This window comes from Ensifer sp. Root1252 (genome assembly GCF_001425885.1).
In the GTDB taxonomy this organism is placed as follows: Bacteria; Pseudomonadota; Alphaproteobacteria; order Rhizobiales; family Rhizobiaceae; genus Ensifer; species Ensifer canadensis.
In genome coordinates, this window is sequence record NZ_LMDT01000013.1 from 83,091 (window position 1) to 106,969 (window position 23,879).

Annotated in this window: 21 protein-coding genes and 3 pseudogenes; 18 read left to right on the top strand and 6 right to left on the bottom strand. The window is 62.6% G+C overall.

Annotated features, from left to right (window positions below; translation table 11 throughout):
- Positions 1-48 precede the first annotated feature (48 nt).
- Genes ASD02_RS17105 through ASD02_RS17125 form a run of 5 tightly spaced genes read left to right on the top strand, consistent with a single transcriptional unit; the run spans position 49 to position 5,584 of the window.
- Positions 49-1,086 (top strand): ABC transporter permease, encoded by a 1,038-nt coding sequence (locus ASD02_RS17105; protein ID WP_244494232.1) that lies wholly within the window; start codon positions 49-51, stop codon positions 1,084-1,086.
- The gene (locus tag ASD02_RS17110) at positions 1,083-1,955 is read left to right on the top strand and encodes an ABC transporter permease (RefSeq protein WP_025429487.1); all 873 of its coding nucleotides are present in this window, start codon (positions 1,083-1,085) and stop codon (positions 1,953-1,955) included. Before ASD02_RS17105 ends, ASD02_RS17110 begins: the two co-directional genes overlap by 4 nt.
- Positions 1,956-1,989: 34 nt before the next feature.
- Entirely contained in the window at positions 1,990-3,666 is a 1,677-nt protein-coding gene (locus ASD02_RS17115) for a serine hydrolase domain-containing protein (protein WP_057220921.1), read from the top strand.
- Positions 3,663-4,769 carry a pyridoxal phosphate-dependent aminotransferase family protein gene (locus ASD02_RS17120; protein WP_244494233.1) on the top strand — a complete coding sequence of 369 codons (1,107 nt, stop codon included), beginning with the start codon at positions 3,663-3,665 and terminating at the stop codon, positions 4,767-4,769. The genes ASD02_RS17115 and ASD02_RS17120 overlap by 4 nt, the downstream gene beginning before the upstream one ends.
- 17 nt (positions 4,770-4,786) lie before the next feature.
- Positions 4,787-5,584 (top strand): M55 family metallopeptidase, encoded by a 798-nt coding sequence (locus ASD02_RS17125; protein ID WP_057213172.1) that lies wholly within the window; start codon positions 4,787-4,789, stop codon positions 5,582-5,584.
- Between the two features lie 124 nt (positions 5,585-5,708).
- Here ASD02_RS17125 and ASD02_RS17130 read toward each other — a convergent pair whose 3' ends face one another.
- From ASD02_RS17130 to ASD02_RS17150, 5 genes are all read right to left on the bottom strand, one after another.
- A complete protein-coding gene (locus ASD02_RS17130; protein ID WP_057213174.1) occupies positions 5,709-6,146 on the bottom strand; it encodes a DUF1801 domain-containing protein in 438 nt (145 codons plus the stop codon).
- On the bottom strand, positions 6,143-7,003 hold the full coding sequence (locus ASD02_RS17135; protein ID WP_057213176.1) for an AraC family transcriptional regulator: 861 nt from the start codon (positions 7,001-7,003) through the stop codon (positions 6,143-6,145). The genes ASD02_RS17130 and ASD02_RS17135 overlap by 4 nt, the downstream gene beginning before the upstream one ends.
- Before the next feature lie 169 nt (positions 7,004-7,172).
- Complete coding sequence (locus ASD02_RS17140; RefSeq protein WP_057213178.1) at positions 7,173-7,877, bottom strand: DUF899 family protein; 705 nt, start codon at positions 7,875-7,877, stop codon at positions 7,173-7,175.
- Positions 7,878-8,032: 155 nt separating this feature from the next.
- Entirely contained in the window at positions 8,033-8,788 is a 756-nt protein-coding gene (locus ASD02_RS17145; protein WP_057213180.1) for an alpha/beta hydrolase, read from the bottom strand.
- A 58-nt stretch (positions 8,789-8,846) separates the two neighbouring features.
- Positions 8,847-10,622, bottom strand: a complete 1,776-nt coding sequence (locus ASD02_RS17150) for a cytochrome c biogenesis protein DipZ (RefSeq protein WP_057213182.1) — start codon at positions 10,620-10,622, stop codon at positions 8,847-8,849.
- 356 nt (positions 10,623-10,978) lie between these two features.
- Between ASD02_RS17150 and ASD02_RS17155 the strand changes: the two genes are divergently transcribed.
- From ASD02_RS17155 to ASD02_RS39215, 5 genes are all read left to right on the top strand, one after another.
- Entirely contained in the window at positions 10,979-12,031 is a 1,053-nt protein-coding gene (locus tag ASD02_RS17155; RefSeq protein WP_057213184.1) for an alpha/beta hydrolase, read from the top strand.
- Between the two features lie 119 nt (positions 12,032-12,150).
- The gene (locus ASD02_RS17160) at positions 12,151-12,891 is read left to right on the top strand and encodes a response regulator (protein ID WP_057207589.1); all 741 of its coding nucleotides are present in this window, start codon (positions 12,151-12,153) and stop codon (positions 12,889-12,891) included.
- Positions 12,888-14,210, top strand: coding sequence for a HAMP domain-containing sensor histidine kinase (locus ASD02_RS17165; protein WP_057213186.1), 1,323 nt, complete (start codon positions 12,888-12,890; stop codon positions 14,208-14,210). Before ASD02_RS17160 ends, ASD02_RS17165 begins: the two co-directional genes overlap by 4 nt.
- A gap of 272 nt (positions 14,211-14,482) precedes the next feature.
- Positions 14,483-14,899 carry an organic hydroperoxide resistance protein gene (locus ASD02_RS17170; RefSeq protein WP_057213188.1) on the top strand — a complete coding sequence of 139 codons (417 nt, stop codon included), beginning with the start codon at positions 14,483-14,485 and terminating at the stop codon, positions 14,897-14,899.
- Between the two features lie 82 nt (positions 14,900-14,981).
- Complete coding sequence (locus tag ASD02_RS39215) at positions 14,982-15,140, top strand: hypothetical protein (RefSeq protein WP_164474920.1); 159 nt, start codon at positions 14,982-14,984, stop codon at positions 15,138-15,140.
- 71 nt (positions 15,141-15,211) lie between these two features.
- Here ASD02_RS39215 and ASD02_RS17175 read toward each other — a convergent pair whose 3' ends face one another.
- A complete protein-coding gene (locus tag ASD02_RS17175) occupies positions 15,212-16,594 on the bottom strand; it encodes a nucleobase:cation symporter-2 family protein (RefSeq protein WP_057220922.1) in 1,383 nt (460 codons plus the stop codon).
- Positions 16,595-16,965: 371 nt separating this feature from the next.
- On the opposite strand from ASD02_RS17175, the gene ASD02_RS17180 reads away from it, so the two are divergent.
- From ASD02_RS17180 to ASD02_RS17210, 8 genes and pseudogenes are all read left to right on the top strand, one after another.
- Positions 16,966-17,334 carry a hypothetical protein gene (locus ASD02_RS17180; protein ID WP_057213192.1) on the top strand — a complete coding sequence of 123 codons (369 nt, stop codon included), beginning with the start codon at positions 16,966-16,968 and terminating at the stop codon, positions 17,332-17,334.
- A gap of 461 nt (positions 17,335-17,795) precedes the next feature.
- Positions 17,796-19,319: a sugar ABC transporter ATP-binding protein gene (locus ASD02_RS17185; protein WP_057213194.1), complete on the top strand. Its 1,524-nt coding sequence runs from the start codon at positions 17,796-17,798 to the stop codon at positions 19,317-19,319.
- A gap of 15 nt (positions 19,320-19,334) precedes the next feature.
- Positions 19,335-20,339: an ABC transporter permease gene (locus ASD02_RS17190; RefSeq protein ID WP_057213217.1), complete on the top strand. Its 1,005-nt coding sequence runs from the start codon at positions 19,335-19,337 to the stop codon at positions 20,337-20,339.
- Positions 20,340-20,412: 73 nt separating this feature from the next.
- Entirely contained in the window at positions 20,413-21,372 is a 960-nt protein-coding gene (locus ASD02_RS17195) for a substrate-binding domain-containing protein (protein WP_025429470.1), read from the top strand.
- A gap of 145 nt (positions 21,373-21,517) precedes the next feature.
- Positions 21,518-21,698, top strand: a pseudogene (locus tag ASD02_RS17200) (sugar phosphate isomerase/epimerase); the annotation flags it as partial.
- A 60-nt stretch (positions 21,699-21,758) separates the two neighbouring features.
- The coding region (locus ASD02_RS17205; RefSeq protein WP_162255909.1) for a sugar phosphate isomerase/epimerase at positions 21,759-22,534 on the top strand (776 nt) is incomplete at its 3' end.
- Between the two features lies 1 nt (position 22,535).
- Positions 22,536-22,911, top strand: a pseudogene (locus ASD02_RS39795) (sugar phosphate isomerase/epimerase); the annotation flags it as partial.
- 501 nt (positions 22,912-23,412) lie between these two features.
- A pseudogene (locus ASD02_RS17210) lies at positions 23,413-23,879 on the top strand (Gfo/Idh/MocA family oxidoreductase); the annotation flags it as partial.

A 23,879-nucleotide genomic window follows, 5' to 3' on the forward strand; every position in this document is an offset into this window, starting at 1 on the left:
CCCGACATGCCTTTGTTTCATTTTCCCTGAAATCGGAACGTGTGAACCGTGCTGAACTATGCACTCAGACGACTGATGATGTTGCCGATCGTCCTCTTCGCTCTGTCGTTGATGATCTTTGCGCTGCAGATGTCGCTTTCGCCGACGCAGAGACTGGCGGCCTATGCGCCGTCGCCTGATTATCTCAAGGGTGGTCAGGAAAGCATCCGCAGGATGATCGAACAGTACGGGCTTAACGATCCCTTCTACATTCAGTACGGCCGCTGGATCGGCGGCATCCTGACCGGCAATCTCGGCTGGTCGGAGACGGCCCGCCAGCCGGTTTCGACCGCGCTGATGTCGCTGTTTCCAGCGACCCTGGAACTGGTGGTGCTGGCCTTTGTTCCGTGCCTGCTGCTCGCCGTCTTTTTGGGGTCGCGCGCGGGCATCTATCTCAATCGTTGGCCGGATCACCTCATCCGCATCTTCACCATTCTCGGCTGGTCGTTCCCGGTTTACGTCTTCGGCCTTTTGATGCTGTTGATCTTCTATTCGGCGCTCGACTGGTTTCCACCGGGCCGGCTCAGCCAGTGGGCCCAGACCGTGGTCAGCTCCAGCGACTTCGTGCGCTACACCGGCGCCAACACCGTCGATGCGCTGCTGAACGGCAATCTGGCGATCTTCGGCGATGCGCTTCGCCATCTGGCAGCGCCGGTGATCACGCTGACCTATGTCAACGTTGCCAGCATGACCCGGGTGATGCGCACCTCGATGCTGGAGACGCTGCGCCAGGACTATGTGCGCACCGCCCGCGCCAAGGGTCTGCCGCGCCGTGTCGTCGAACTGCGTCATGCCCGGCGCAACGCGCTTCTGCCGGTTGCGACCATCGCCGGCATGGAGCTGGCCGTGATGATGGGCGGTGTCGTCATCACCGAGACGATCTTCGACTATGCCGGCCTCGGCCAGTTCGCAGCCAAGACCGCCGCCAATCTGGATTTCCCGGCGGTTCTCGGTTTCGGCCTCTATTTCGCGGTCGTTCTGGTGCTGATGAACCTGATCGTCGACCTTATCTATCCGCTGCTCGATCCGAGGGTGAAGACGCAATGAAGGTTCTTCGTTACCTCGCAAGAAATCCGGTGTCCCTCTTTGGCGTCGTGGTGCTTCTGGCCTTCGTGCTGATCGCCGTCTTCGCGCCGGTTCTGGCGCCGCCGCAGAGCTTCCAGCTTTCACCCTACGACACGCCGCGTGCCGGCTTCCTGGCGACGCCGCAACCGCCTTCGCCGGAAGCCGTTTTCGGCACCACGCAAGGCCAGTACGACATCTTCTACGGTGTCGTCTGGGGGACGCGCACGGCGTTCAAGATCGGTCTCGGGGTCGTGGCGATCTCCGTGCTGATCGGCACGGTGGTCGGCGCGGTCGCCGCCTATTATGGCGGGCTTGCCGAAGAAATCCTGATGCGCATCGTCGACGTCTTCATGGCGGTGCCGTTCCTGATCGCGGCCATGGTGCTGACGGCGCTGCTTGGCAAGGGCATCGTGCCGATCACCATTGCCCTGACGACGTTCGGGTGGATGAGCTATGCCCGTATCGTGCGCAGCGAGATCCTGAGGATCCGCGAGATGGACTATATCCATGCGGCACGCAGCTACGGCGCCAGCGATCTCAGGCTGATCGTGCTGCATATCCTGCCCAACGCCATGTTCCCGGTGCTGGTGCTGGCGACGATGGCGACTGGTTCGATGGTGCTGTCCGCCTCGGCGCTCAGCTTCCTCGGGGTCGGCACCGAAGAAGGCTATGCCGACTGGGGCCAGTTCATCGCCTACTCGCGCAACTGGATCGTCGGCCAGCCCGGCAACCCTTTCCAGTTCTGGTACACGCTGGCCTTTCCGGGCGCTGCCGTCTTCCTTTTCGTGCTGTCGTGGAACCTTGTCGGCGATGCGTTGCGCGACATGCTGGACCCTCGCCATTCCCATTGAGACCCATTCCTATCGAGACCCAAGGAGCGTACCGATGCCCTCTCTGTCTGCCGCCTCGATCGAGCTTTTCGAGGATCTGATCCGTTACGAGGTCGAGGACAAGGCGATCCCGTCGATCTCCTATGCCCTTGTCGACCGTGACGGCGTGCTCGCCGAAGGCCATGTCCAGCGTCATGACCGGCATTTCGACATGGGCAGGGACACCTGCTTCCGCATCGGCTCCATCACCAAGACCTTCACCTCACTGGCGATCATGCAATTGGTCGAGAAGGGGCTTGTCGATATCGATGTCGACGTGTCGACCTATCTCCCCGGCTTCAAGCCGATAAACCCGTTCGCCGGCGCCGAAGGCGGGCCCTACGGCTCGGTCATCAGCCTGCGCAAGCTGATGACCCATACGGCCGGCCTTGTACGCGAGCCGAAGAGCGGGCACTATCTCGATGCCACCCGTCCGCCGCTCGAAGACACGGTCAACGAGCTGGCAAGCTCGACCTTAAAGCAGGACCCGAGCCTCGGGGTGATGCATTACTCCAACGCCGGCATCGCCGTCGTCGGCCGGGTGATCGAGACGGTCAGCGGCCAGAGCTACTCCGATTATGTCGCCGCCAACATCCTAAAGCCGCTCGGCATGGACAGCTCCTCGTGCGGCATGGCACCCGGCATTCGTGAAAGGCTTGCACCAGCTAACATGTGGACGCTCGACGGCGACACGCCGGCGCCGGTGTTCAGCCTCGGCGGATCGCCGGCCGGCAATATCTTCTCCACCACCGGCGACATGGCGCGTTACGCCCAGTGCCTGCTGCGCGGCGGGTTCGACGTGCAAGGCAATTCCATCATCTCGCCGGCGGCGCTGCGCGAAATGTGGACGCCGTTCGGCAAGCGCCCGGCCGGTCACGACAAGACGCTTGCCGGCTACGGCCTGTGCTTCGGGTCCGGTGATGTCGACGGCTGGACCTCTGTCGGCCATGGCGGCGCCGTCTATGGCTATGCTTCGCAAATGATGCTGCTGCCGGCCGCCGGCGTCGGTGTGCTGATCTTCGCGACGCTTGACTTCTCCAACCAGATCGCCTCGCGGCTGGGCGTCGACGGCGTGCGCATCGTCCTTGCCGAACGCAGGATGGGCAAGATGCCGGAGCGCGTGCAGCGCCCGCCTGCAATCTCCGAGGCGCAGTTCAAGACGCTGCCGGGCTATTACCGCGACGACGCCACGCAGGAGATCGTCGAGGTCAAGTCCAAGGACGGCAAGATCTACCTGATGGGCGAGGGCGTGCCACACCAGATTCGTCCGGTCGCCGGCAACGACTTCGTCATAGACGGCCGCATCTACGGGCGCGGCGCTGATTATGCCCATATGAACCTCTCCTTCCCGGAAGCCGGCAAGCTCCTCTGGAAGGATGCGAACTGGACGCGCATCGAGGCACCTCTCGACGAGACCGTGCCCGACGCGATCAAGCCGCATCTCGGCGAATACGGGCCGGATTTCAACATCACATACCTGACCTACAGCCACGGCGGGCTGAAGTGCCTGATCGAGTATTTCTGCACGCACACGTGCGAGCCGGTCGAGGAAGGGCGCTTCCGCATGCACGGCCGGCTCTACGAGGACGAGATCCTCGAACTCGACGCCGTCGATGACAACGGCAAGCGCGGCATCCGCGTCGGCCCGATGTTCCTGGAACGGCGCAGCCCGTCCCAGGCGGAAGCGGCGTGATCCGGACCATGGTTGCTCCGATCAAGATGGAATCGCCGCTCGGCGCCCGTATGTTCATCGGCGGGCGCGAGGTCGACTATTACTGCGGCACGTCCTACTTCTGCCTGCACGGCCACCCCGGAGTGATCGAGGCGGCCTGCGACGCCACCCGGCAGTACGGCATGGGGCCGGGAACGCTCGCCCACATGCAGGTCTATGCCGACCTGCAGGAGCGGCTGCGCGACTGGTTCGGCACCGAGGAGGTCGTCTACATGATCTCCGGCTACACCAGTCCGATGGTGCTGCTGCAGGGGCTACGCGACGATTTCGACGTCATCCTCATCGACTCGGCCACCCATTACAGCACCCGTGACGCGATCCCGACGCTCGGCAAGCCGATCCACGAGTTTCGCCATGCCGACCCGGAAGATCTCGCAGCGCAACTGTCGCTGCATGTGAAGGCAGGCGAGCGGCCGGCTGTTCTGACGGACGGCGTTTTCCCGTCGTCAGGCAAGCTTGCACCGCTTGCCGACTATCGCCATGTGATGGCTCCCTACGAGGGCGCGCTGCTCTGCATCGACGATTCCCACGGCGTCGGCGTTCTCGGCGAAACCGGGCGTGGCTCGCTGCAGCATGCCGGGCTCGAGGGCGAGGGCAATTTTCTGGCCGGCACCATGAGCAAGGCATTCGGCGCACTCGGCGGCGTCGTTCCGGGCGACGCAGCGCTTGCCGAAAAGATTGCCCGCAACGCAATGATCATGCGCGGCGCCTCGCCGGCGCCGCCCGGTCTTGCGGCGGCGGCCGCCGCATCGCTCCGGGTCCTGCAAACGACGCCGGAAAAGCGCGCGAACCTCACCCGCAACATCAAGCATGTGCGCAGCGGCCTGCGAGCGCTGGGCTTCGAGGTCGCCGACACGCCGGTGCCGATCGTCACCGTCAAGGGCGTGACCGATCTCGAGCAGCTTCGCGACCGTCTCGCCGAACGCGACATCATCGTCCGGGTCCAGCAGGCGGGCGGCTATTCCGACGCACCCGACGTGCCGACCCTGCGGCTCGCGGTGTTTTCCGAACATTCCCCAGCTCAGATCGATCGGCTGCTGCAGTCGATGGCCGAGCTTCTTTGAAACATGAGGGAGCGATCATGAAGGTTTTCATCAGCGCAGATATCGAGGGCACGGCGGGGATCACCGCCTGGGACGAGGCCAAGAAGGGGCATCCGGAATACGAGGAATTCCGCGAATACATGACCGACGAGCTGGTGGCGGCCTGCGAAGGGGCGAAGGCGGCCGGTGCCAAGGAGGTGGTAGTCAAGGATGCGCATTCGACCGCGCGCAATCTGATCCTGTCGAAGCTGCCGGCCTATGTCAGCATCGTCAGGGGCTGGAGCGGTCATCCAGATCTGATGATGTTCGGCATCGACAAGAGTTTTTCGGCAGCCCTCTACACTGGCTATCACAACAAGGCCGGCACCGACACCAATCCGCTCGCCCATACGCTGACCGGCACGGTGTCGCGGCTTTTGATCAATGGCGACGTGGCGTCAGAATTCACGCTGAACGCATTTTGCGCCGCACGCTACGGCGTTCCGTCGGCGTTTCTCTCCGGCGACGCCGGCATGTGCGCTGAGGCCAGGGCGATTGTTTCCGGCATCGGCACCGTTGCCACCAGCGAAGGTTTCGGCCCGGCGACCAGATCGCTGACGCCAAAGGCCTCGGTTGCCGCCATTCGCGAGGGCGTGGAGAAAGCGCTGTCGGGTGATCTCGAGGGCTGCCTGCCGAAGCTCGCCGACCGCTTCGAGCTTGTTGTCGAATACACGACCCCGATCGAGGCCTATCGCGGCAGCTGGTATCCCGGTGTTGAACATGTCGCCGCCCGCACGCTGCGCTTCGAGGCCAAGGACTTCTTCGAAATCCAGCGCGCCATCCGCTTTATCGTGTGAGCGAGGCGATTTGCAGTGGGCCAGACGTTGCGTCGCGGCTCGCCGAGCCTCCGCCGGCAAGGGCGTCGGGACCTCGTTCACGATTATCGGCGGCTGCCAGCCAACTGAAGCACTCGCGGGCTCGTCAGCTCGTCAATGTCGTGGGCAAGATCGTCGCGCGTCGGTGATAGGTCAATGCTGCCCGCAGGCACAGCGCCAGCGGTCCTTTCGGCAAATCCCCTGTGGTGGGGATGAGGAGGGCGCGATTGCCCTCGAAGGTGAAATCATCGGCAAAGTGAATGCGGAAGGTTTCGACGAGCGTCGTCCTGCAGTTGAAGAATACGGCACATCGTTCCGGCGCCGATTCGGCGACGCCGAGACGGATGGTCGTTCCGCTTTTGCTTGCCTGCGTAAGATAGGCCGGCTCTCCCCATTTCAGCGTTTCCGTCAGCGGCCCCACGCCTTCGGTCTCGGCTGCAACCATATAGATGAGGTCGCGAACCTGCAGAAGGCGCGCTCGTATCGCTGCGGCGTGTTGCGCAAGCACCTCGGCGACGGCGGATGGAACGGGTGGGGTCGTCATGGCGTGCTTTTCAGCGGCAGATGAATGTCGGTTCGCAATTCGCTCTGGGGCACCAGGCGCGGATCGTTGAGATAGTCTTCGAAGACCGGCGCATCGTCGGGCTCATGCCCGGATCCGGGCAGCCACACGCCGAGGAACCAGCGATAGGCACCGCGCATTGCCGCATAGGGACCGGTGTAACTCAGTCTAGCGTAGGGGCCTCCACGCAGGACCGTTTCGGTCAACGGCAGGTCGAAGGTGATTGGACCGGCAATCGGCATGCTGGCGCGAGAGCGCAAGTCCTGCTCAGACCCGAGGTCGGGGTCGTCGAAGAATACCCCGATCATCTCCGGTCGGTCCGGCAATGCCCCACGGGCCGCGAGTTCGGTAAAGAGCCGCGCCATCGCACGGTCGATTTCCATGTAGGAGCCCCGGTGGGCGATCGACGCACACCGTCGCTCGGGCAGGGTGACGACGCTCACCGGGAATCCGTTCGTGTCGCCTGCGGCATTGGCCGCCCTGAAGGCGTCGTGCGGACCATTTTCCCGATAGGCGGCGGGCGTCATGCCAAAAGCATCCTTGAAAGCCCGCCCAAATGTGTCGACCGAGGCATACCCAGCGCGATCGGCGACGATCCTGACCTCAAGATCGGAATTGGCCAGCCGGTCGGCAGCGCGCTGCAGCCGGAGTCTGCGAATGGTCGACGCTATGGTCTCGCCGCGCATGGCCGAGTAGATCCGGCTCCAGTGATAGGAGGAGAGGCAGGCGACGTCGGCCAGTTCGTCGAAGGAAATGTCCTCTTCCAGATGAGCATAGACATGGTCGATGACCCTGTTCATCCGTGCGTTGTAGCTCGCCTGTGTCAGTGCCTTGCGCATCGCTGTCCTCACGGCTCTCCAAACCACGAGAAGATTTGCACGAAGTGGACCGGCAAATCTTGCGGATTTGAAGATCTTGCCGACGCAACCGCCACTATTTGTCGCCCAAATGCTTCCCGCCAGCTTCGCGGCCCGTCCACGACATCCATTGCCGCCGTGACGATGATCGTCAGTAGCTGAGCTTCGGATACCAGTCCGTGCCGCGGCCCTCCGGCGTCAGATCCAGGATCGACCAGAGCGAGGCGATGTCCGGCGCCTCTCTCGGATCTTGGCCGGGGTCGGCCATCTCCGTCGTCATCTCGCTTGCCCAGAAGAGCCTGACGGCGTTGCCTTCACGTTTGAAGACGCCAAGCGCCGGATTTTCGCTTCCGTCCGCATTGATGAGGCCGAGATCCCGAGCATAGTCGTCGCCGACCGTCTGGACGAAATCGAGGTCTCGCCAGCCACGCTCCTGGGCAAACGCCAGCTGACGCTCGACGGAGCTGCGGCCGAAGATCTTCAGCGCCACCCGCTGCTTGATATCGGCGGCGTTGCCGTTCACCGCGCCGAGCCAGTTCGTGCACATCGGGCAGGGGCGCGCGCGCTGCGGCCCGTACATCCAGAAATAGGCGACGAGCGTCTGTTTGTCGCCGAAGAGGTCGAGCAGGCCGATGTCGTTGCCGTTGGCATCCTTGAAGCGATAATTCTTTTCAATCACCGGCCCATCCGGCAGCAACCGCCGCTGCTCGACCAGCCGCGTCATCTGCCGCCGGAACTCGATTTCTTCGCGCAGCAAAGCCTGCCGCGCCTTTCTGTACTCAGCCGTTTCGCCGGGAAAGGGCGATTTGCCCTTGGCTGCGAGATCCGGCGCCGGAACGAGTTGATCGAAGCTCATGTCCTTGCCCTCGTTTTATCGATCCCAACTAACGGCTTCGAGCCGTCCAGGTTCCCGAACGAGAGAAGGAATGCTCGGCCGGGCGCTGCAACGCCCGGACCAGCTGCGATAAACGCGGCAGTCAGATGTTTGCACGTCAGTTGCCGTGCATCGACTTACTGGCCGAGCTGTTTGGCTGCCTTTTCGATGACATCAGCAACCATCTCCGGCTGAGAGGCAAAGACGGCATGGCTCGCCTTGATCTCCGTCACCTCGCTGTTTGCCCGCTTGGCCATGTCGCGCTCGAGATCGGGATTGATCGCGCGATCCTGCGTCGCCACGATCGACCAGCTCTTCTTGGTTCGCCAGGCCGGATCGCCGACCTTGGACGAAAACGCCGCCTTGGCGGCAAAGACCTGAGATTTTGCAAGGAATGCCGCTTCGTCCTTCGGAAGGTCAGCAGCGAAATCGGCGGCGAAGGCGCTCGGGTCGAGATAGAGGTATTTTCCGTCCTTGGTCTCCCTGATGTTCATGCCGCCCGCCGGTTTGGAGCTGGCAAGGGCGAGCAGACTTTCGCCCTTGTCGGGCTGGAAGGCGGCGACATAGACGAGGCCTGCGACGTCGCCACGGTTGCCGGCTTCGGTGATGACGATGCCGCCATAGCTGTGCCCGACGAGCAAGGTCGGACCATCCTGCAGATCGAGCACGCGGTCGGTGGCGGCAACGTCATCCGCCAGCGACGTGATGGGCTGTTGAACGATCGTCACGGCATAGCCCCGCTTCTCGAGAATTTCCGTTGCCTGGCGCCAGCCGGAGCCATCGGCCAGTGCGCCGTGAACGATGACGATATTCTTGACCTCGGCTGCCTGGGCCGCAAAGGCAATCGCGCTGGTGAAGAGGGCGAGCGCGAGGGTGGAAAGATGACGGTTCATGGATTTCACTCCTTGTCGGGTTGATGGCGATTGGCAGGTTTGAACATGTCTCGAGGTCTCAGCCGAAGGTGAAGGCGTAGGCCTGAACGCCTGGGTCAAGGAACCGGATGCTGAAGTTGCGCGCCGAGACGTCGCCTGCCTGGCGCACCAGCTGATAAAGCCTTGTTGCCGTGACCGTGCCGTTTCCATTGGCGTCGATATCGGCGCCGTGGTCCTTGCCCGGCGCCTTGCCGTCGATGGTCACCTGAAAGCGGACCGGCTTTCCGGCCGCTCCCGGCCCAAGAACGAGATGCAGGTCGCGGGCGCTGAAACGCGAGGCGATGCCGCCTCCCGGCTCGTCGAGCGTTGCCTGTTCCGGGCCGACGGTCCAGGCGCCGGTGAGGCCCCATTCGTTGAGACCCGGTTCGGCGACCGTGTATTTGCGCGCCGCATCGGCGCTCAGGCTCTCGTTGGAGGCGAAGTTCGAAGCGCGCTGGTATCCGAGATAGGTTTCGCTCGAGCGGATATTGTTGAGGTCGGCGCCGAGTTCAGCGCCCTTGGTCTCGGGCACTACCGGCCTGCTCGCCGCCATGTCGCTACCGGCTTCTCTGAGCAGGTCCTGGATGGCCTTCTCCGTCTGCGGGTAATTGCCCTCGCCGAAATGATGGTAGCGGATCTGCCCCTTGGCATCGATCAGGTAATGGGCCGGCCAGTAGCTGTTCTCGAAGGCGCGCCAGATGCGGTAGTCGTTGTCGATGGCGACGGGATAGCCGATGTTGAAATCGCTGACCGCCTTGCGGACATTGTCGATCTTCTTCTCGAAGGCGAATTCAGGCGCATGCACGCCGATGACGACGAGGCCTTGATCCCGGTATTTTTCCGCCCACGCGCGGACATAGGGGACGGTGCGAATGCAGTTGATACAGGAATAGGTCCAGAAATCGACGAGCACCACCTTCCCCCGCAAGGCTTCCGCGGTGAGCGGCGGCGAGTTCAGCCACTCCACCGCTCCATCAAGCGATGGTGCAGCGCCTTCGACGGGCAGGTCGCTTTGAAAGGGGCGGGTCGTATCGGCCGATGCGACGTCCACGCCCTTGTCGGCAGCCGCGGAGAACGGTCCGCCAGCGGCTTTGGTATCGAGCTTTTCGAGCACGGTCTGTTCCAGGGATGCCGTGCTGGCGTAGGAAAGTTGGGCCAGCAGGCCGGTATCGAGGCCGAGCGCGATTGCCGCAACGCCGGCGAGCACCGCGGCACCCAGGACCTGGCGAACGCGCTCGCTGATCCCCAGCGACCGCTTCATGGCGGCGAAAACCTTTCCGCCGACAAACATGGCTGTGGCAAGCGAGGTGGCCGCACCGGCAGCATAGGCAAGCAGCAGGAATGTCGTCGCAAGATTGGCACCCTGCAGTGCCGCGCCGGTCAGGACCAGACCAAGGATGGGCCCGGCGCAAGGGGCCCAGAGCAGGCCGGTCGCGATGCCGAGAACAAACGACCCGGCCACATCGGGCGTCGCGCGCCCATGGCCGGTGGCCCTCATCAGGCGGTTGCCGAAATCGACGACGGGCTGTGAAAGCGCGCTGGCGATCCGCGGTGACAGCAGGCTTGCGCCAAACGCCGCAAGCAAGGCAATCGCGGCAATGCGGCCATATTCGTTGGCATGGATGGCCCAGCTGCCGCCGATGGCTGCCAGGGTGGCGACAAGCGCAAAGGTGATGGCCATGCCGGCAAGCATCGGCAGCGTGCTTCGGAGGAAGGACTGTTCGGCGCGTGCGAAAACGAAAGGCAGGATAGGCAGGATGCACGGACTGAAGATCGTCAGCGCGCCTCCGAGATAGGCTATGATGAGAAGCGTCATCATCGTTTCCTTTGAACCGATTGATCGGGCTCTGGACGGCGATGTGCCTTGACCAGCAACGGATACGCATCTGGTCTTTGCGACGTATCCCGCATGTGTCCGCTCAGGTATGAAAATGTACCGGGATGTAGGCGTAGCCCGGCCTGCTACAGAGCGATACAAATCGGCTGCCGATGATCAGCCATCAGACACGCGCCGGCGGATCGAGTTGGCTGGTCGCAAGGCGTCTTTGTATCAGACTGTATCCGGGCGGGTCGGCGCTACATTGGTATTCAAGATCGGGCGGGCGCGACACACGCAGGATACAAGCGGCCCGTCTTTCTCCCATTGTGCTTGGGTTCAAAAAGGAGAGGCCGATGTCTGACGAAATCAACCATGAACGCCGCAAGTTTTTCGGGGTGGCTGCCATGACCATTGCTGCGGTCGAGCTTGGCATGGCGGGTGCCGCGATGGCGCAGTCGGGGCAAGCGTCCGCCGCACGGCTGCCTGACATCAAGCCCGGCACACACACCTCCTTTGCCGCACTCAAGCAGATCCGGGCCGGCGTGCTCGAAGTCGGCTACGCGGAGGCAGGTCCCGCCGATGGGCCGGCTGTTCTGCTGCTGCACGGCTGGCCCTATGACATTCATACCTATGTCGACGTCGCGCCCTTGCTTGCTCAAGCCGGCTACCGCGTGATCGTGCCTTACCTGCGCGGTTACGGAACGACGCACTTCCTTTCGCCGGATACGCCGCGCAACGGCCAGCAATCGGCGATCGCTGCGGATATGATCGCCTTGATGGATGCGCTGAGCATCGAAAAGGCGGTGCTTGGCGGTTGCGACTGGGGCGCACGCACGGTCAATATCATGGCAGCACTTTGGCCGGAGCGCTGCAAGGCGATGGTCTCTGTGAGCGGCTATCTCATCGGAAGCCAGGAAATCAACAGGAAGCCATTGTCGCCCAGCGCCGAGCTTGCCTGGTGGTACCAGTTCTATTTCGCCACCGAGCGCGGGCGGCTGGGCTATGAGGAGAATCGGCGCGCCTTTGCCAAGCTGATCTGGCAGACCGCCTCGCCCACCTGGAAATTCGATGATGCGACCTTCGAGCGTTCGGCTGAAGCCTTCGACAATCCCGACCATGTCGCCGTCGTCGTCGACAATTATCGCTGGCGATTGAGCCTGGCGGAAGGCGAACGCAAATACGACGCCTACGAAAAGCGGCTTGCCGCGGGACCGAAGATCTCGGTTCCCACCATCACGCTGGAAGGTGATGCCAACGGCGCGCCACATCCGCAGCCTGCCGCCTATGCCGGCAAATTTTCGGGAAAGTACGAACATCGCACCGTCAGCGGCGGCATCGGGCATAACCTGCCGCAGGAAGCGCCGCAGGCGTTCGCACAAGCGGTTATGGACGTGGATCGTTTTTAGACCGACGATAGTCGGCAACAGGGCGCGCGACCTTGTGGATGCCTGCCTCGCGCAAGCCGCCTTGGGTCTAAAGGCATCAGGCGCTGTGGCCGAGTGCATAGGGGAGTGGGAAGTCGGATATGGAACACGTCGATCACATCCTGATCGTCGACGACGATCGCGAAATTCGCGAGCTGGTGTCGAGCTATCTAAGGAAGAACGGGCTGCGCACGGCCGTTGCCGCGGATGGCCGCCAGATGCGCGCCTTTCTGGAAGCCAACACCGTCGATCTGATCGTGCTCGATGTGATGATGCCCGGCGACGACGGACTGGTCCTCTGCCGGGAGCTGCGCGCCGGCAAGCACAAGGCGACGCCGATCCTGATGCTGACGGCTCGCAGCGATGAGATGGACAGGATCATCGGCCTGGAAATGGGAGCGGACGACTATCTGCCCAAGCCATTTGCTGCGCGCGAGCTCTTGGCACGCATCAAGGCGGTGCTGCGCCGAACCCGAATGCTGCCTCCGAACCTGCAGATCACTGAGGCGGGTCAATTGCTGACCTTCGGCGACTGGCAGCTCGACACGGTCGGCCGCCGCCTTCTCGACAGGCAGGGCACGGAGATCGCCTTGAGTGGTGCCGAATACCGGCTGCTGCGTGTCTTCATCGATCATCCGCAGCGCGTGCTCAACCGTGATCAGCTTCTCAATCTGACCCAGGGGCGCGACGCCGAGCTGTTCGATCGCTCGATCGATCTTCTCGTCAGCCGTCTGCGCCAGCGGCTCGGTGACGATGCGCGTGAGCCGACCTACATCAAGACGCTGCGCAGCGAAGGTTACGTCTTTTCCGTTCCGGTCGAGATCTCGGAGCCCAGGCAATGAGCTTGGGCGTCACATCGACTGTCAGCTGGTATTGGCCGAGCACCTTACGCGCTCGGCTTTTTCTCGTTCTTCTCCTCGGTCTCGCAATCGCCTATGGCCTTTCTTTCAGCGTCCTGTTTCTCGAACGCTATATGTCGGCGAAGGCGGTCATGCTCGGCACGCTGGAAACCGATGTTGCCACATCGATCGCCATTCTCGATCGACTGCCGGCGAGCGAGAGAGCGGGTTGGCTCGATCGTCTCAGCCGCGGCAGCTATCGTTTCGTGCTGGGGCCCGGCCTTCCCGGCGTGCCGGATCTCACCACCCGTGGTGCGGAGATCGCTACCAAGATCGAGGAGGCGGCCGGGCATCGCTTTCCCCTGCACGTGGAGGCGATTCCGGGTGACGACAAAAGATTGCAGGCCCATCTGACGCTCAGCGACGGCGCGCCCCTGACGATAGACGTGACGCCACGGGGCGTCATGCCGATCGCCGAATGGCTTCCCTATGTGCTGGCGACCCAGATGGCACTCCTGCTCCTTTGCGTCTGGTTTGCCGTGCGCCAGGTCATCCGCCCTTTGAGCGACCTTGCCGCTGCCGCCGATGCGCTGGACCCGAACAGGAAGGCCGCGCCGTTGAGCGAAGCCGGCCCACGTGAAGTCGCGCATGCCGCCCGGGCCTTCAATGCCATGCGCGACAGGATCGCCCACTATCTCGAAGAGCGCGTGCAGATCCTTGCCGCCATTTCCCACGATCTCCAGACGCCGATCACGCGCATGCGGCTTCGCGCCGACATGGCGGATGAATCGCCTGAAAGGGATAAGCTGGTGCAGGATCTCCGCGAGATCGAACGACTGGTTCAGGACGGTATTGCTTACGCCCGAAGTGCGCACGGCAATGTCGAGAAGACTTCCCGCATCGACCTCGCATCCTTTATCGACAGCCTGGCCTATGATTATCAGGACACCGGAAAGTCCGTGGCCGTCGTCAGTGCCGTTGACGGGACCATACCCGTCAAGCCGCATGCGTTGCGCCGGATCCTCTCCAACTTCATCGACAACGCGCTGAAATTTGCCGGCGCTGCCGAGATCAGTGTCGAGCGACGGGAAAATGGCGAGGTCGCCATCACGGTGATGGATCGGGGGCCGGGCATTCCGGACGACATGCTCGAGGCTGCGATGCAGCCGTTCTTCAGGCTCGAACAGTCCCGCAATCGGGAGACGGGCGGCACCGGGCTCGGACTTGCGATCGCCCAGCAACTGGCAGGGGCCATCGGCGGCTCGGTGCGGCTCTACAATCGCGCCGGCGGCGGTTTGGCGGCGGAGGTCGTCATCCGCTGATATCGCGGTCAAAGTTCGCCGAAGCGGTTTGTAGCTCTACAGCGCCGCGCGTCTTATCAGACGCGCAAAGGTCGCTGTAGCACTTTGAATTACTGCATGTTTTATCCTCAAATCGAATAGGATTTAAGGAGCCATGCAGTAGGTGTCCGGAGCGACCACCGCTACGCTTTGGTACATTTCCGCCTGTTTCGGAAACATGCCGGATACCTCCGCCGGTCAAATTTCTCTCCGTCAACGCAGTCGCCAGGGGCGACACAATAACGGAGTGTTCCATGACACAGGTCGACAAGGTTCTCTACACCGGCAGGACGCATACCAGCGGCGGTCGCGACGGCGCCGCACGCAGTGATGATGGGCGGCTGGATGTCAAGCTCTCGCCACCGGGAAGCGCCCATGCCGGGACCAATCCCGAGCAACTCTTTGCGGCCGGATGGTCGGCCTGTTTCATCGGCGCCATCGGTAAAGCGGCGGGAAAGCGCGACGTCAAGCTTCCTGGAGATCTCTCCGTGGCTGCCGAGGTTGATCTCGGATCGACCAACGGCGCCTATCTGCTCCAGGCGCGGCTGAAGGTGAACATGCCCGGCATCGAGCGGGAACTGGCGACAGCCCTAGTTGAAGAGGCGCATCAGACCTGCCCCTATTCGAAGGCGACCCGCGGCAACATCAACGTCGAGTTGACGGTCGCCTAAAACGATGAAAGCTCGCCGCGTCGCGGCGAGCTTTCATGGAAATGGAATGGGCGATGCTTGCGCATCGCCATCGGAGGATCCAATGAAGCTGATGATCATCATCGCACTTGGAGCGGCGGTTTTTGCAGCACCGTGTATCTATGATGTGAGCTCGCAAGAACCTTCGCCCTTGATAGGCCTGTTTGCTGCGGCTTCCACGATTGAGGGTGCCACCGTCAATTTCGCGCCGAGCAGGCACTGACCTCTCGAAGGTGACCCCAACCGGCCCCGCTCGTGCGAGCGGGCCCGGTTGGGGTGGCGATCCCCTTGTTGTCAGTCGATGATTTCTTCCTGGCGCTCGGGCAGAAGCCAGTTGAGGAAGACCGCGCAGATGCCGCCGGTTGCCACGCCCGATTCCAGTACGTCCGCGAGCGCCCGGGGCATATGCGTGACGAACTCGGGAACCTGAGAGACGCCGAGCCCGAGGGCAAGCGAGATGGCGATGATCAGAAGCGCGCGGCGGTCCAGATGAACGCCGGCGAGGATGTTGATGCCGGAGGCGGCAACCGCGCCGAACATGACGATGACGGCACCGCCGAGGACCGGTTCCGGCACGGCCTGGATGACGCCGGCAACCGTCGGGAACAGCCCGAGCAGGACCAGCGCGGCGGCGATGTAGATGCCGACGTGACGGCTGGCGACGCCGGTCAATTGGATGATGCCGTTGTTCTGCGCAAACACCGAGCTTGGGAAGGTGTTGAAGATGCCCGCCAGCAGCGAGTTCACGCCGTTGACGAGAACGCCGCCCTTGATCCTCTCCATCCAAAGCGGACCTTCGATCGGCTGGCGCGAGATCTTGCTGGTGGCGGTGATGTCGCCGATCGCCTCAAGCGACGTGACGAGATAGATGACCACCATCGGCGCAAACAGCGACCACGAGAAGTCGACGCCGAAATGAAACGGCACCGGCGCCTGGAACCAGGCTGCCTGATGCACGCCGGCAAAGTCGAGGCGACCCATCCATGCCGCCAGCAGATAACCGGCGGCGAGCGCCAGCATGATGGCGCTACTGCGGACCCAGACGACCGGAATGCGGTTGAGCGCAATGATAAGCCCAAGCACGACGCCTGACAGCAGCAAGTTTTCGCCGTTGGCAAAGGTGCCCTGCGACATCGCGGCAAAGCCTCCGCCCATGCTGATCAGGCCGACCTTGATCAAGGTAAGGCCGATCATCAGGACGACGATGCCGGTGACGAGAGGGGTGATCAGGCGCTTGACGAAGGGCAGCACGCGCGAAAGGCCCATTTCGATGAAGGATCCGGCGATGACGACGCCGAATATGCACGCCATCACGGTTTCGACCGGGGTACCCTGCTTCACCATCAACACGCCGCCGGCAATCAACGGGCCGACGAAGTTGAAGCTTGTTCCCTGAACGATCAGCAGGCCCGCGCCGAGCGGGCCGAAACGGCGACATTGAACGAAGGTTGCGATCCCCGAGATGACCAAGGACATCGACACGATCATGTTCGTGTCGCGAAGAGAGACACCGAGTGCCTGGCAGATCAGCAGGCCTGGCGTGACGATCGGCACGATGATTGCCAGCAAATGCTGCAGCGCTGCAAGAAAGGCGATCGACGGCGAGGGGCGATCGTCGAGGCCGAGCACGAGTTCGGTCGGCCGCGTCGGCGCGGCGGCGGGATTGTGTATGTTCATGTGCGTCGACCCATGGTCAGGGTCCCGAGCAGGTTCGGCGTGCGCGATTTCGAAGTCCGTCGGTCGGCTGAAAGTTTCGACATTGTTCCTCCCTTGTCGATCGCCGAATGTCTCGAAACATTCGGTGCGGCGCCCGCCGTCCTCCAACGTTGGGTGCGCGGCGAAAGCTAGATGAATTCGACGTTTCTCATTCACAAGAAATACGTGAAGCTGTTTCGCTGGTGCTCAGCGCAATCATGCGGCGTGCCGCCGGCCCGCCCTGCAAGACCAAAGTCTGATGCAAGATCTTGCCGTCGACAGATCGCGCCCATTGACCTCAACTATGCTTGAGTTTCTATAAGGCACTCCGTACAGCGCTATGGAGAAACATGATGACCGACCAATTGCTCTTTCGAAATGTCATGAAGATCAAAGCCGGGCATCTGCAGCCCTTCCGTGAAGCGGTGCGGGCAGCGGTCGACTTCGTGGAAGAGAACGCTCCACAATTGATGGTCCGCACGTTCATCGACGAGACAGAAATGCGGGCGGTCAGCTACCAGCTCTACCGAAAATCCGCCGATGTCCTGCGCCACTGGCAGATGTCGGATGCGCATATTCAGAGCGTGTCTGCGCATTGCACCGTCGAAAAATTCGAAGTCTACGGCGATCCGAGCGAGGAGGTGGCGAGAGGCGTGTCCCAGTTCATGGGTGACGGACGTGGCATGATCATGCCACCGCTGAAAGGCTTCTCGCGCTTCTAGGCGCACGCGTATCCGGCCATGCGGCGTGTGTGCCAATCGCCCCCTCTGACAGCGCGCGCGCACTCGGCCATGCCATCATCGGACTGGCTGATGCGTCCTGTAGCTGTCGATCCGCTCGGTCTGAGAAAGTGCGCCAGATGCCGCCCTTTGACTCCACTCGCGAATGTCGCCTGTCCGTCTGTCTGGAGCCCCGTATCGGGTCGGCTGCGGCTGAGCTTCTCTCTTCCTAAAACCGATCGTCCGTGCTGACGCTGCGCTGCCTCGGGGCTCTCTCTTTGGCTTTTGGCCTCGCCGTTCGAAATCAACAGGCTGAAAAACAAATTCTGATTTACGTACCTCAGAAAATGGGTTAGCAGTACTTCCGGAGGAGTTCTTATGACATTGTTTCGTTGCGTTCGTGCCCGAGCACGGGGCGTGGCGGCCGACCCTATGGGGCGTGGCTTGACGATTGCGGTCGCCACATGACGGCTGCGGCATCCCAGAGTGCGCCACCCGTCCTCGAGGCGAGGGGCATTTCCAAGACGTTTGGCATCGTCGAGGTGCTGCGCGACATCGATGTGTCCGTGCGGCCCGGCGAAGTCCACGCCATCATCGGCGAAAACGGTGCCGGCAAATCCACGCTGATGAAGATCCTGGCCGGCAATCATTTGCCGACACGCGGCGAGCTGGCGATCGATGGAAGGCCGGTGAGCTTTTCCGGCCCCGTCGATGCCGAGCAAGCCGGCATCGTCCTTGTCCACCAGGAAATCCTGCTCGCGCCGGATCTGACGGTGGCGCAGAACATCTATCTCGGTCGCGAACTGCGCAAGGGTCTTTCCGTCGACGACCGGGCCATGAACGATGGCGCGGCCAGAGCGATCCGTGATCTCGGTGCCGATATCGACCCGAGGGCCATCGTGCGCCGTCTGTCGATCGCTCAGCGCCAGCTGGTCCAGATCGCGCGGGTGCTGCTGGTGCCGCACCGGGTGGTGATCTTCGACGAGCCGACGGCATCCCTGACGCCGCATGAAACGGACGCACTGCTCAAGGTCATCAAGGATATCCGCGCCAAGGGCGTCGGCGTTCTCTATATTTCGCACCGACTGCCGGAGGTGAAGGAGATCGCCGACCGGGTGACGGTGCTGCGCGACGGCCGGGTCGTGGCCGCCCACGATGCCGCCGAGCTGCAGCCGGCCGACATGGCGCGGCTGATGGTCGGGCGCGATGTCGCAAAACTTTATCCCGAACGCCACGGTGGGCCTGCACGCGACGTCGTGCTCGAGATCGAAGACTTTTCGGTGCCGGGCTTCGCGCGCAACGCCACCTTTCAACTGCGCAAGGGCGAGATCCTCGGCTTTGCCGGTCTTGTCGGCGCCGGCCGAACCGAGTTGATGGAGGGCATTGCCGGGCTTCGTCCGGGCCACGGCAGGATCAGGCATCACGGCCAGGCGGTGAATTTCTCCAACGTTGAGGCGAGCCTCAAGGCTGGATTGGTCTATCTAAGCGAGGACCGAAAGGGCAAGGGCCTGTTGCTGACCAAGGATCTGAGGGTCAACCTGACGCTTGCCTCGCTATCCCGCTTCGTCAAAACCCTGCAGATCGACCGCAAGAAGGAAGCCGACGCGCTCGACGGGGCGATCCGCGAGTTCGACATCCGAACCGGCCGCAAGGATATCCTTGCCGGGCAGCTGTCCGGCGGCAACCAGCAGAAGCTGCTGCTTGCCAAAATGATGATGCTCGATCCGGAGATCGTCATCATCGACGAGCCGACGCGCGGCATCGACATCGGCAACAAGGAGCAGATCTACAAATTCATCGCCAAGCTCGCAGAGGAGGGGCGGTCGATCATCGTCGTCTCTTCTGAAATGCCGGAGTTGATCGGTATTTCCGACCGCATCCTGGTCATGCGGGCGGGCCATATCGTCGGCGAAGTTACGGGAGACAAGATGAACGAAAACGAGATCGTCGTTCTTGCGACAGGCGCCAATACCGGGGAGGCCGCGTAAGCGCGGGACACGATGATGACGAATGTTGCAACCGAAACGCAGAGCGCTCCGCGAACGTCGCGAGATTGGGATATGGCGGCGATCGCGCCCTTTGTCGCGCTGGCACTGCTGCTCATCCTTGGCTATTTCGCCAATCCGAACTTCATTTCTGTCGCCAATCTTTTGAACGTCATCACGCGCAGCGCCTTCATCGCCATCATCGCGCTGGGTGCAACCTATGTGATTTCGTCCGGTGGGCTCGATCTTTCCGTTGGCTCGATGGTCGCCTTCGTCGCCAGCCTAATGATCCTGTTTATCAACAGCGGCGTTATTGCTGATCCCGTGTTGATGCTGATCTGCGCCGCGATCCTGGCGCTGGTGCTGGGTGCGGCGTGCGGGCTCGTCAACGGGCTGATCACCACCGTCGGCCGGATCGAGCCCTTCATCGCCACGCTCGGCACCATGGGCATCTACCGCGGGTTGACGACCTGGCTGTCGCAAGGCGGCGCGATCACGTTGCAGGACCGCGAACTCCAGCAGATCTATCGGCCGGTCTATTTCGGCTCGGTCGCCGGCGTGCCCGTGCCGATCATCGTGATCTTTGTGACCGCAGCGATCGCCGCCTTCGTGCTCTATCGCACCCGTTATGGGCGCCATGTCGTCGCTGTGGGTTCCAACGAGGACGTCGCGCGCTATTCCGGCATCTCGGTCAACCGCGTGAGGACGATCGCCTATGTGATCCAGGGCCTCTGCGTCGCCGTCGCCGTCCTGCTCTACGTGCCGCGTCTCGGCTCCACATCGGCGACCACCGGCATCCTCTGGGAGTTGCAGGCAATCACGGCCGTCGTCGTCGGCGGAACGGCTCTGAGGGGCGGCGTCGGACGTGTCTGGGGCACGGTCTGCGGCGCCTTCATCCTGGAGATCGTCGGCAACATCATGCTGCTTTCGAACTTCGTCAGCGAATATCTGATCGGCGCCATCCAGGGCGCGATCATCATCATCGCCATGCTGGTGCAGCGGTCGCTCATGCGCCGCACCTGAGATTGGCCGGGCCGTTGGGGCGAGCCCGGTTTCATTGCAATCGAGGCCCCGTGGAACTCTTGGGAGGGAGACTATGCGTAGGACAATTATCGGTTTGACCGTCGCCGCCGTGGCGGCATTTGCAGGCGCCGCACCCGGCGCCTTTGCGCAGGACAAGAAGGTGACCATCGGCGTATCGATCCCGGCGGCCGACCATGGCTGGACGGCCGGTGTCGTCTTCCACGCCGAACGTGTCGCCAAGTTGCTGATGCAGGAACATCCGGGCCTCAACGTCATCGTCAAGACATCGCCCGACGCAGCCACCCAGGCAAATGCCGTGCAGGACCTTGCGGTTCAGGGGCTGGACGCGCTGGTCATCCTGCCGTCGGATCCGGATCCGCTCGTCAACGCCATCCAGCAGGTCAAGGATTCCGGCGCCTTTGTCGCGCTCGTCGACCGCGCCCCGTCGGTCAACGACAGCTCGATCCGCGATCTCTATGTCGCCGGCAACAACCCGGCGCTCGGCCAGGTCGCGGGCGAATATATCAAGAAGACGACGCCGGATGCCGAAGTCGTCGTTATCCGCGGTCTGCCGATCCCGATCGACCAGCAGCGCCAGGATGGTTTCGACAAGGGCATTGCCGGTTCCAACGTCAAGGTTCTCGACCGCCAGTACGGCAACTGGAACCGCGACGACGCCTTCCGCGTCATGCAGGACTACCTGACCAAATACCCGAAGATCGACGTGGTCTGGTGCCAGGACGACGACATGGCAGTCGGCGTACTCGAAGCCATCGGCCAGGCAAAGCGCACGGATATCCAGTACATCGTTGCCGGCGCCGGCTCGAAGGACATGATCAAGAAGGTCATGGACGGCGACAAGATGGTCCCGGTCGACGTGCTCTATCCGCCGGCGATGGTCGCAACCGCAATGCAGCTCACGGCTGCCAAGTTCTACGACCAGGTCCCGGTCAGCGGCGAATACATCCTCGACGCCACGCTGGTGACCAAGGACAATGCCGAGCAGTTCTACTTCCCGGATTCTCCGTTCTGATAAGCCAGGCGCGCCCGTCGGTCGGGCGCGCCTTTTTCCTTTCGCACCCATTTTTCAGGTCCCAATCGCGCTTGGCCAACCCTGTGTCCGGCGCCTCTTCAGCGTGACATCGATCCGGTCACGGCAGCTTAGACGAGGAAAAATCATGAAAACGATCAAGGGCCCCGGTCTGTTTCTTGCGCAGTTTGCCGGGGATGCGGCGCCGTTCAACTCGTTTGCGGCGATCACCAAGTGGGCTGCCGATTGCGGCTACAAGGGCGTGCAGGTGCCGACCTGGGATACCAGGCTGATCGATTTGCAGCAGGCGGCGACGTCAAAGGCCTATTNTCTTCTGTCAGAATTCAGCTTCGTAGTTTGGAAGTAGGCAGCTTAGACGAGGAAAAATCATGAAAACGATCAAGGGCCCCGGTCTGTTTCTTGCGCAGTTTGCCGGGGATGCGGCGCCGTTCAACTCGTTTGCGGCGATCACCAAGTGGGCTGCCGATTGCGGCTACAAGGGCGTGCAGGTGCCGACCTGGGATACCAGGCTGATCGATTTGCAGCAGGCGGCRACGTCAAAGGCCTATTGCGACGAGCTTGCCGGCATTGCCCGCGACAACGGCGTCGAGATCACCGAGCTGTCGACCCATCTGCAGGGCCAACTGGTTGCCACCCATCCGGCCTATGACGAGGTGTTYGACGGTTTTGCCGTGCCGGAMGTGCGCGGCAATCCTGGGGCACGGCAGCAATGGGCGGTCGAGCAGGTGAAGCTGGCGCTGACGGCGTCGAAGAACCTYGGGCTTAATGCGATGGCGAGCTTTTCCGGCGCGCTTGCCTGGCCGTTCGTCTATCCCTGGCCGCAGCGSCCGGCCGGCCTGGTCGAGACCGCCTTCGACGAACTGGCGCGGCGCTGGAAACCGATCCTCGAYCATGCCGAGGATTGCGGCGTCGAYATCTGCTACGAGATCCATCCGGGCGAGGACCTGCACGACGGCATCACCTTCGAGATGTTTCTGGAGCGCACCGGCAACCATGCCCGCGCCAACATGCTCTACGACCCCTCGCACTATGTGCTGCARTGCCTCGACTATCTCGACAACATCGACATCTACAAGGATCGCATCCGGATGTTCCACGTCAAGGATGCCGAGTTCAACCCGACCGGCAGGCAGGGCGTCTATGGNCGACTATCTCGACAACATCGACATCTACAAGGATCGCATCCGGATGTTCCACGTCAAGGATGCCGAGTTCAACCCGACCGGCAGGCAGGGCGTCTATGGTGGCTACCAGGGCTGGGTCAACCGGGCCGGGCGTTTCCGCTCGCTCGGCGACGGCCAGGTCGATTTCGGTGCGGTGTTTTCCAAGATGGCGGCCAATGATTTTTCCGGCTGGGCGGTGGTCGAATGGGAGTGCTGCCTGAAGCATCCCGAAGACGGCGCGCGCGAAGGCGCCGAGTTCGTCAGGCACCACATCATCCGGGTGACCGAAAAGGCCTTCGACGACTTTGCCGACAGCGGTACCGACGAGGCCGCCAACCGGCGTTTGCTGGGGATCTGAGGCACGGTATAGAGCCAACGGTGGCGCCTGCCTGGCGATGGCCGCAGTGCGCGCCCGGCCGTAGCCCCCTCACCCTAACCCTCTCCCGCAAGCGGGGAGAGGGGACGTGCCACACGGTGCTGCCGAGCGAGAGGAAACGCCGTCGCGATCGCCCTTCTGCCCCCGCCCGGCGGGGAGAAGGTGCCGGCAGGCGGATGAGGGGCAGCCGCACGACGATGACAACGAGACGATAGAGCAGGTTCAGAACAGGGAGACAAAACGATGGCNGGCGGGGAGAAGGTGCCGGCAGGCGGATGAGGGGCAGCCGCACGACGATGACAACGAGACGATAGAGCAGGTTCAGAACAGGGAGACAAAACGATGGCAATCGAGGGAACGAGCGAGAAGCGCGAGCGGCGGATCCGGCTCGGCATGGTCGGCGGCGGCTCTGGCGCCTTCATCGGCGCGGTGCACCGCATCGCCGCCCGGCTCGACGATCACTACGAGCTGGTGGCCGGCGCNCGGCTCGGCATGGTCGGCGGCGGCTCTGGCGCCTTCATCGGCGCGGTGCACCGCATCGCCGCCCGGCTCGACGATCACTACGAGCTGGTGGCCGGCGCCCTGTCGTCGACACCGGACAAGGCCGAAAGCTCCGGCCGCGAACTCGGGCTTGATCCGTCACGGGTCTATTCCGACTTCAAGCAGATGGCGATCCGCGAGGCCAAGCTGAAGGACGGCATCGAGGCGGTGGCGATCGTCACCCCCAACCATGTGCACTATGCCGCCGCCAAGGAATTCCTGAAGCGCGGTATCCATGTGATCTGCGACAAGCCGCTGACCTCGACGCTTTCGGATGCGAAGAAGCTGAAGAAGGCGGCCGACGACAGCGAGGCGCTGTTCGTGCTCACCCACAACTACACCGGCTATCCGATGGTGCGCCAGGCGCGCGCGATGGTCGAAAATGGCGACATCGGCGCTATCAGGCTGGT

Excerpts from the sequence above, each read along its gene's own strand:
- ASD02_RS17185 (WP_057213194.1), top strand. The coding sequence starts at position 17,796 with ATGACGGCTGCGGCATCCCAGAGTGCGCCACCCGTCCTCGAGGCGAGG.
- ASD02_RS17150 (WP_057213182.1), bottom strand. The coding sequence starts at position 10,622 with ATGACGCTTCTCATCATAGCCTATCTCGGAGGCGCGCTGACGATCTTC.
- ASD02_RS17170 (WP_057213188.1), top strand. The coding sequence starts at position 14,483 with ATGACACAGGTCGACAAGGTTCTCTACACCGGCAGGACGCATACCAGC.
- ASD02_RS17190 (WP_057213217.1), top strand. The coding sequence starts at position 19,335 with ATGACGAATGTTGCAACCGAAACGCAGAGCGCTCCGCGAACGTCGCGA.
- ASD02_RS17115 (WP_057220921.1), top strand. The coding sequence starts at position 1,990 with ATGCCCTCTCTGTCTGCCGCCTCGATCGAGCTTTTCGAGGATCTGATC.
- ASD02_RS39215 (WP_164474920.1), top strand. The coding sequence starts at position 14,982 with ATGAAGCTGATGATCATCATCGCACTTGGAGCGGCGGTTTTTGCAGCA.
- ASD02_RS17155 (WP_057213184.1), top strand. The coding sequence starts at position 10,979 with ATGTCTGACGAAATCAACCATGAACGCCGCAAGTTTTTCGGGGTGGCT.
- ASD02_RS17135 (WP_057213176.1), bottom strand. The coding sequence starts at position 7,003 with ATGCGCAAGGCACTGACACAGGCGAGCTACAACGCACGGATGAACAGG.
- ASD02_RS17160 (WP_057207589.1), top strand. The coding sequence starts at position 12,151 with ATGGAACACGTCGATCACATCCTGATCGTCGACGACGATCGCGAAATT.
- ASD02_RS17195 (WP_025429470.1), top strand. The coding sequence starts at position 20,413 with ATGCGTAGGACAATTATCGGTTTGACCGTCGCCGCCGTGGCGGCATTT.
- ASD02_RS17110 (WP_025429487.1), top strand. The coding sequence starts at position 1,083 with ATGAAGGTTCTTCGTTACCTCGCAAGAAATCCGGTGTCCCTCTTTGGC.
- ASD02_RS17140 (WP_057213178.1), bottom strand. The coding sequence starts at position 7,877 with ATGAGCTTCGATCAACTCGTTCCGGCGCCGGATCTCGCAGCCAAGGGC.
- ASD02_RS17175 (WP_057220922.1), bottom strand. The coding sequence starts at position 16,594 with ATGAACATACACAATCCCGCCGCCGCGCCGACGCGGCCGACCGAACTC.
- ASD02_RS17130 (WP_057213174.1), bottom strand. The coding sequence starts at position 6,146 with ATGACGACCCCACCCGTTCCATCCGCCGTCGCCGAGGTGCTTGCGCAA.
- ASD02_RS17145 (WP_057213180.1), bottom strand. The coding sequence starts at position 8,788 with ATGAACCGTCATCTTTCCACCCTCGCGCTCGCCCTCTTCACCAGCGCG.
- ASD02_RS17165 (WP_057213186.1), top strand. The coding sequence starts at position 12,888 with ATGAGCTTGGGCGTCACATCGACTGTCAGCTGGTATTGGCCGAGCACC.
- ASD02_RS17125 (WP_057213172.1), top strand. The coding sequence starts at position 4,787 with ATGAAGGTTTTCATCAGCGCAGATATCGAGGGCACGGCGGGGATCACC.
- ASD02_RS17180 (WP_057213192.1), top strand. The coding sequence starts at position 16,966 with ATGACCGACCAATTGCTCTTTCGAAATGTCATGAAGATCAAAGCCGGG.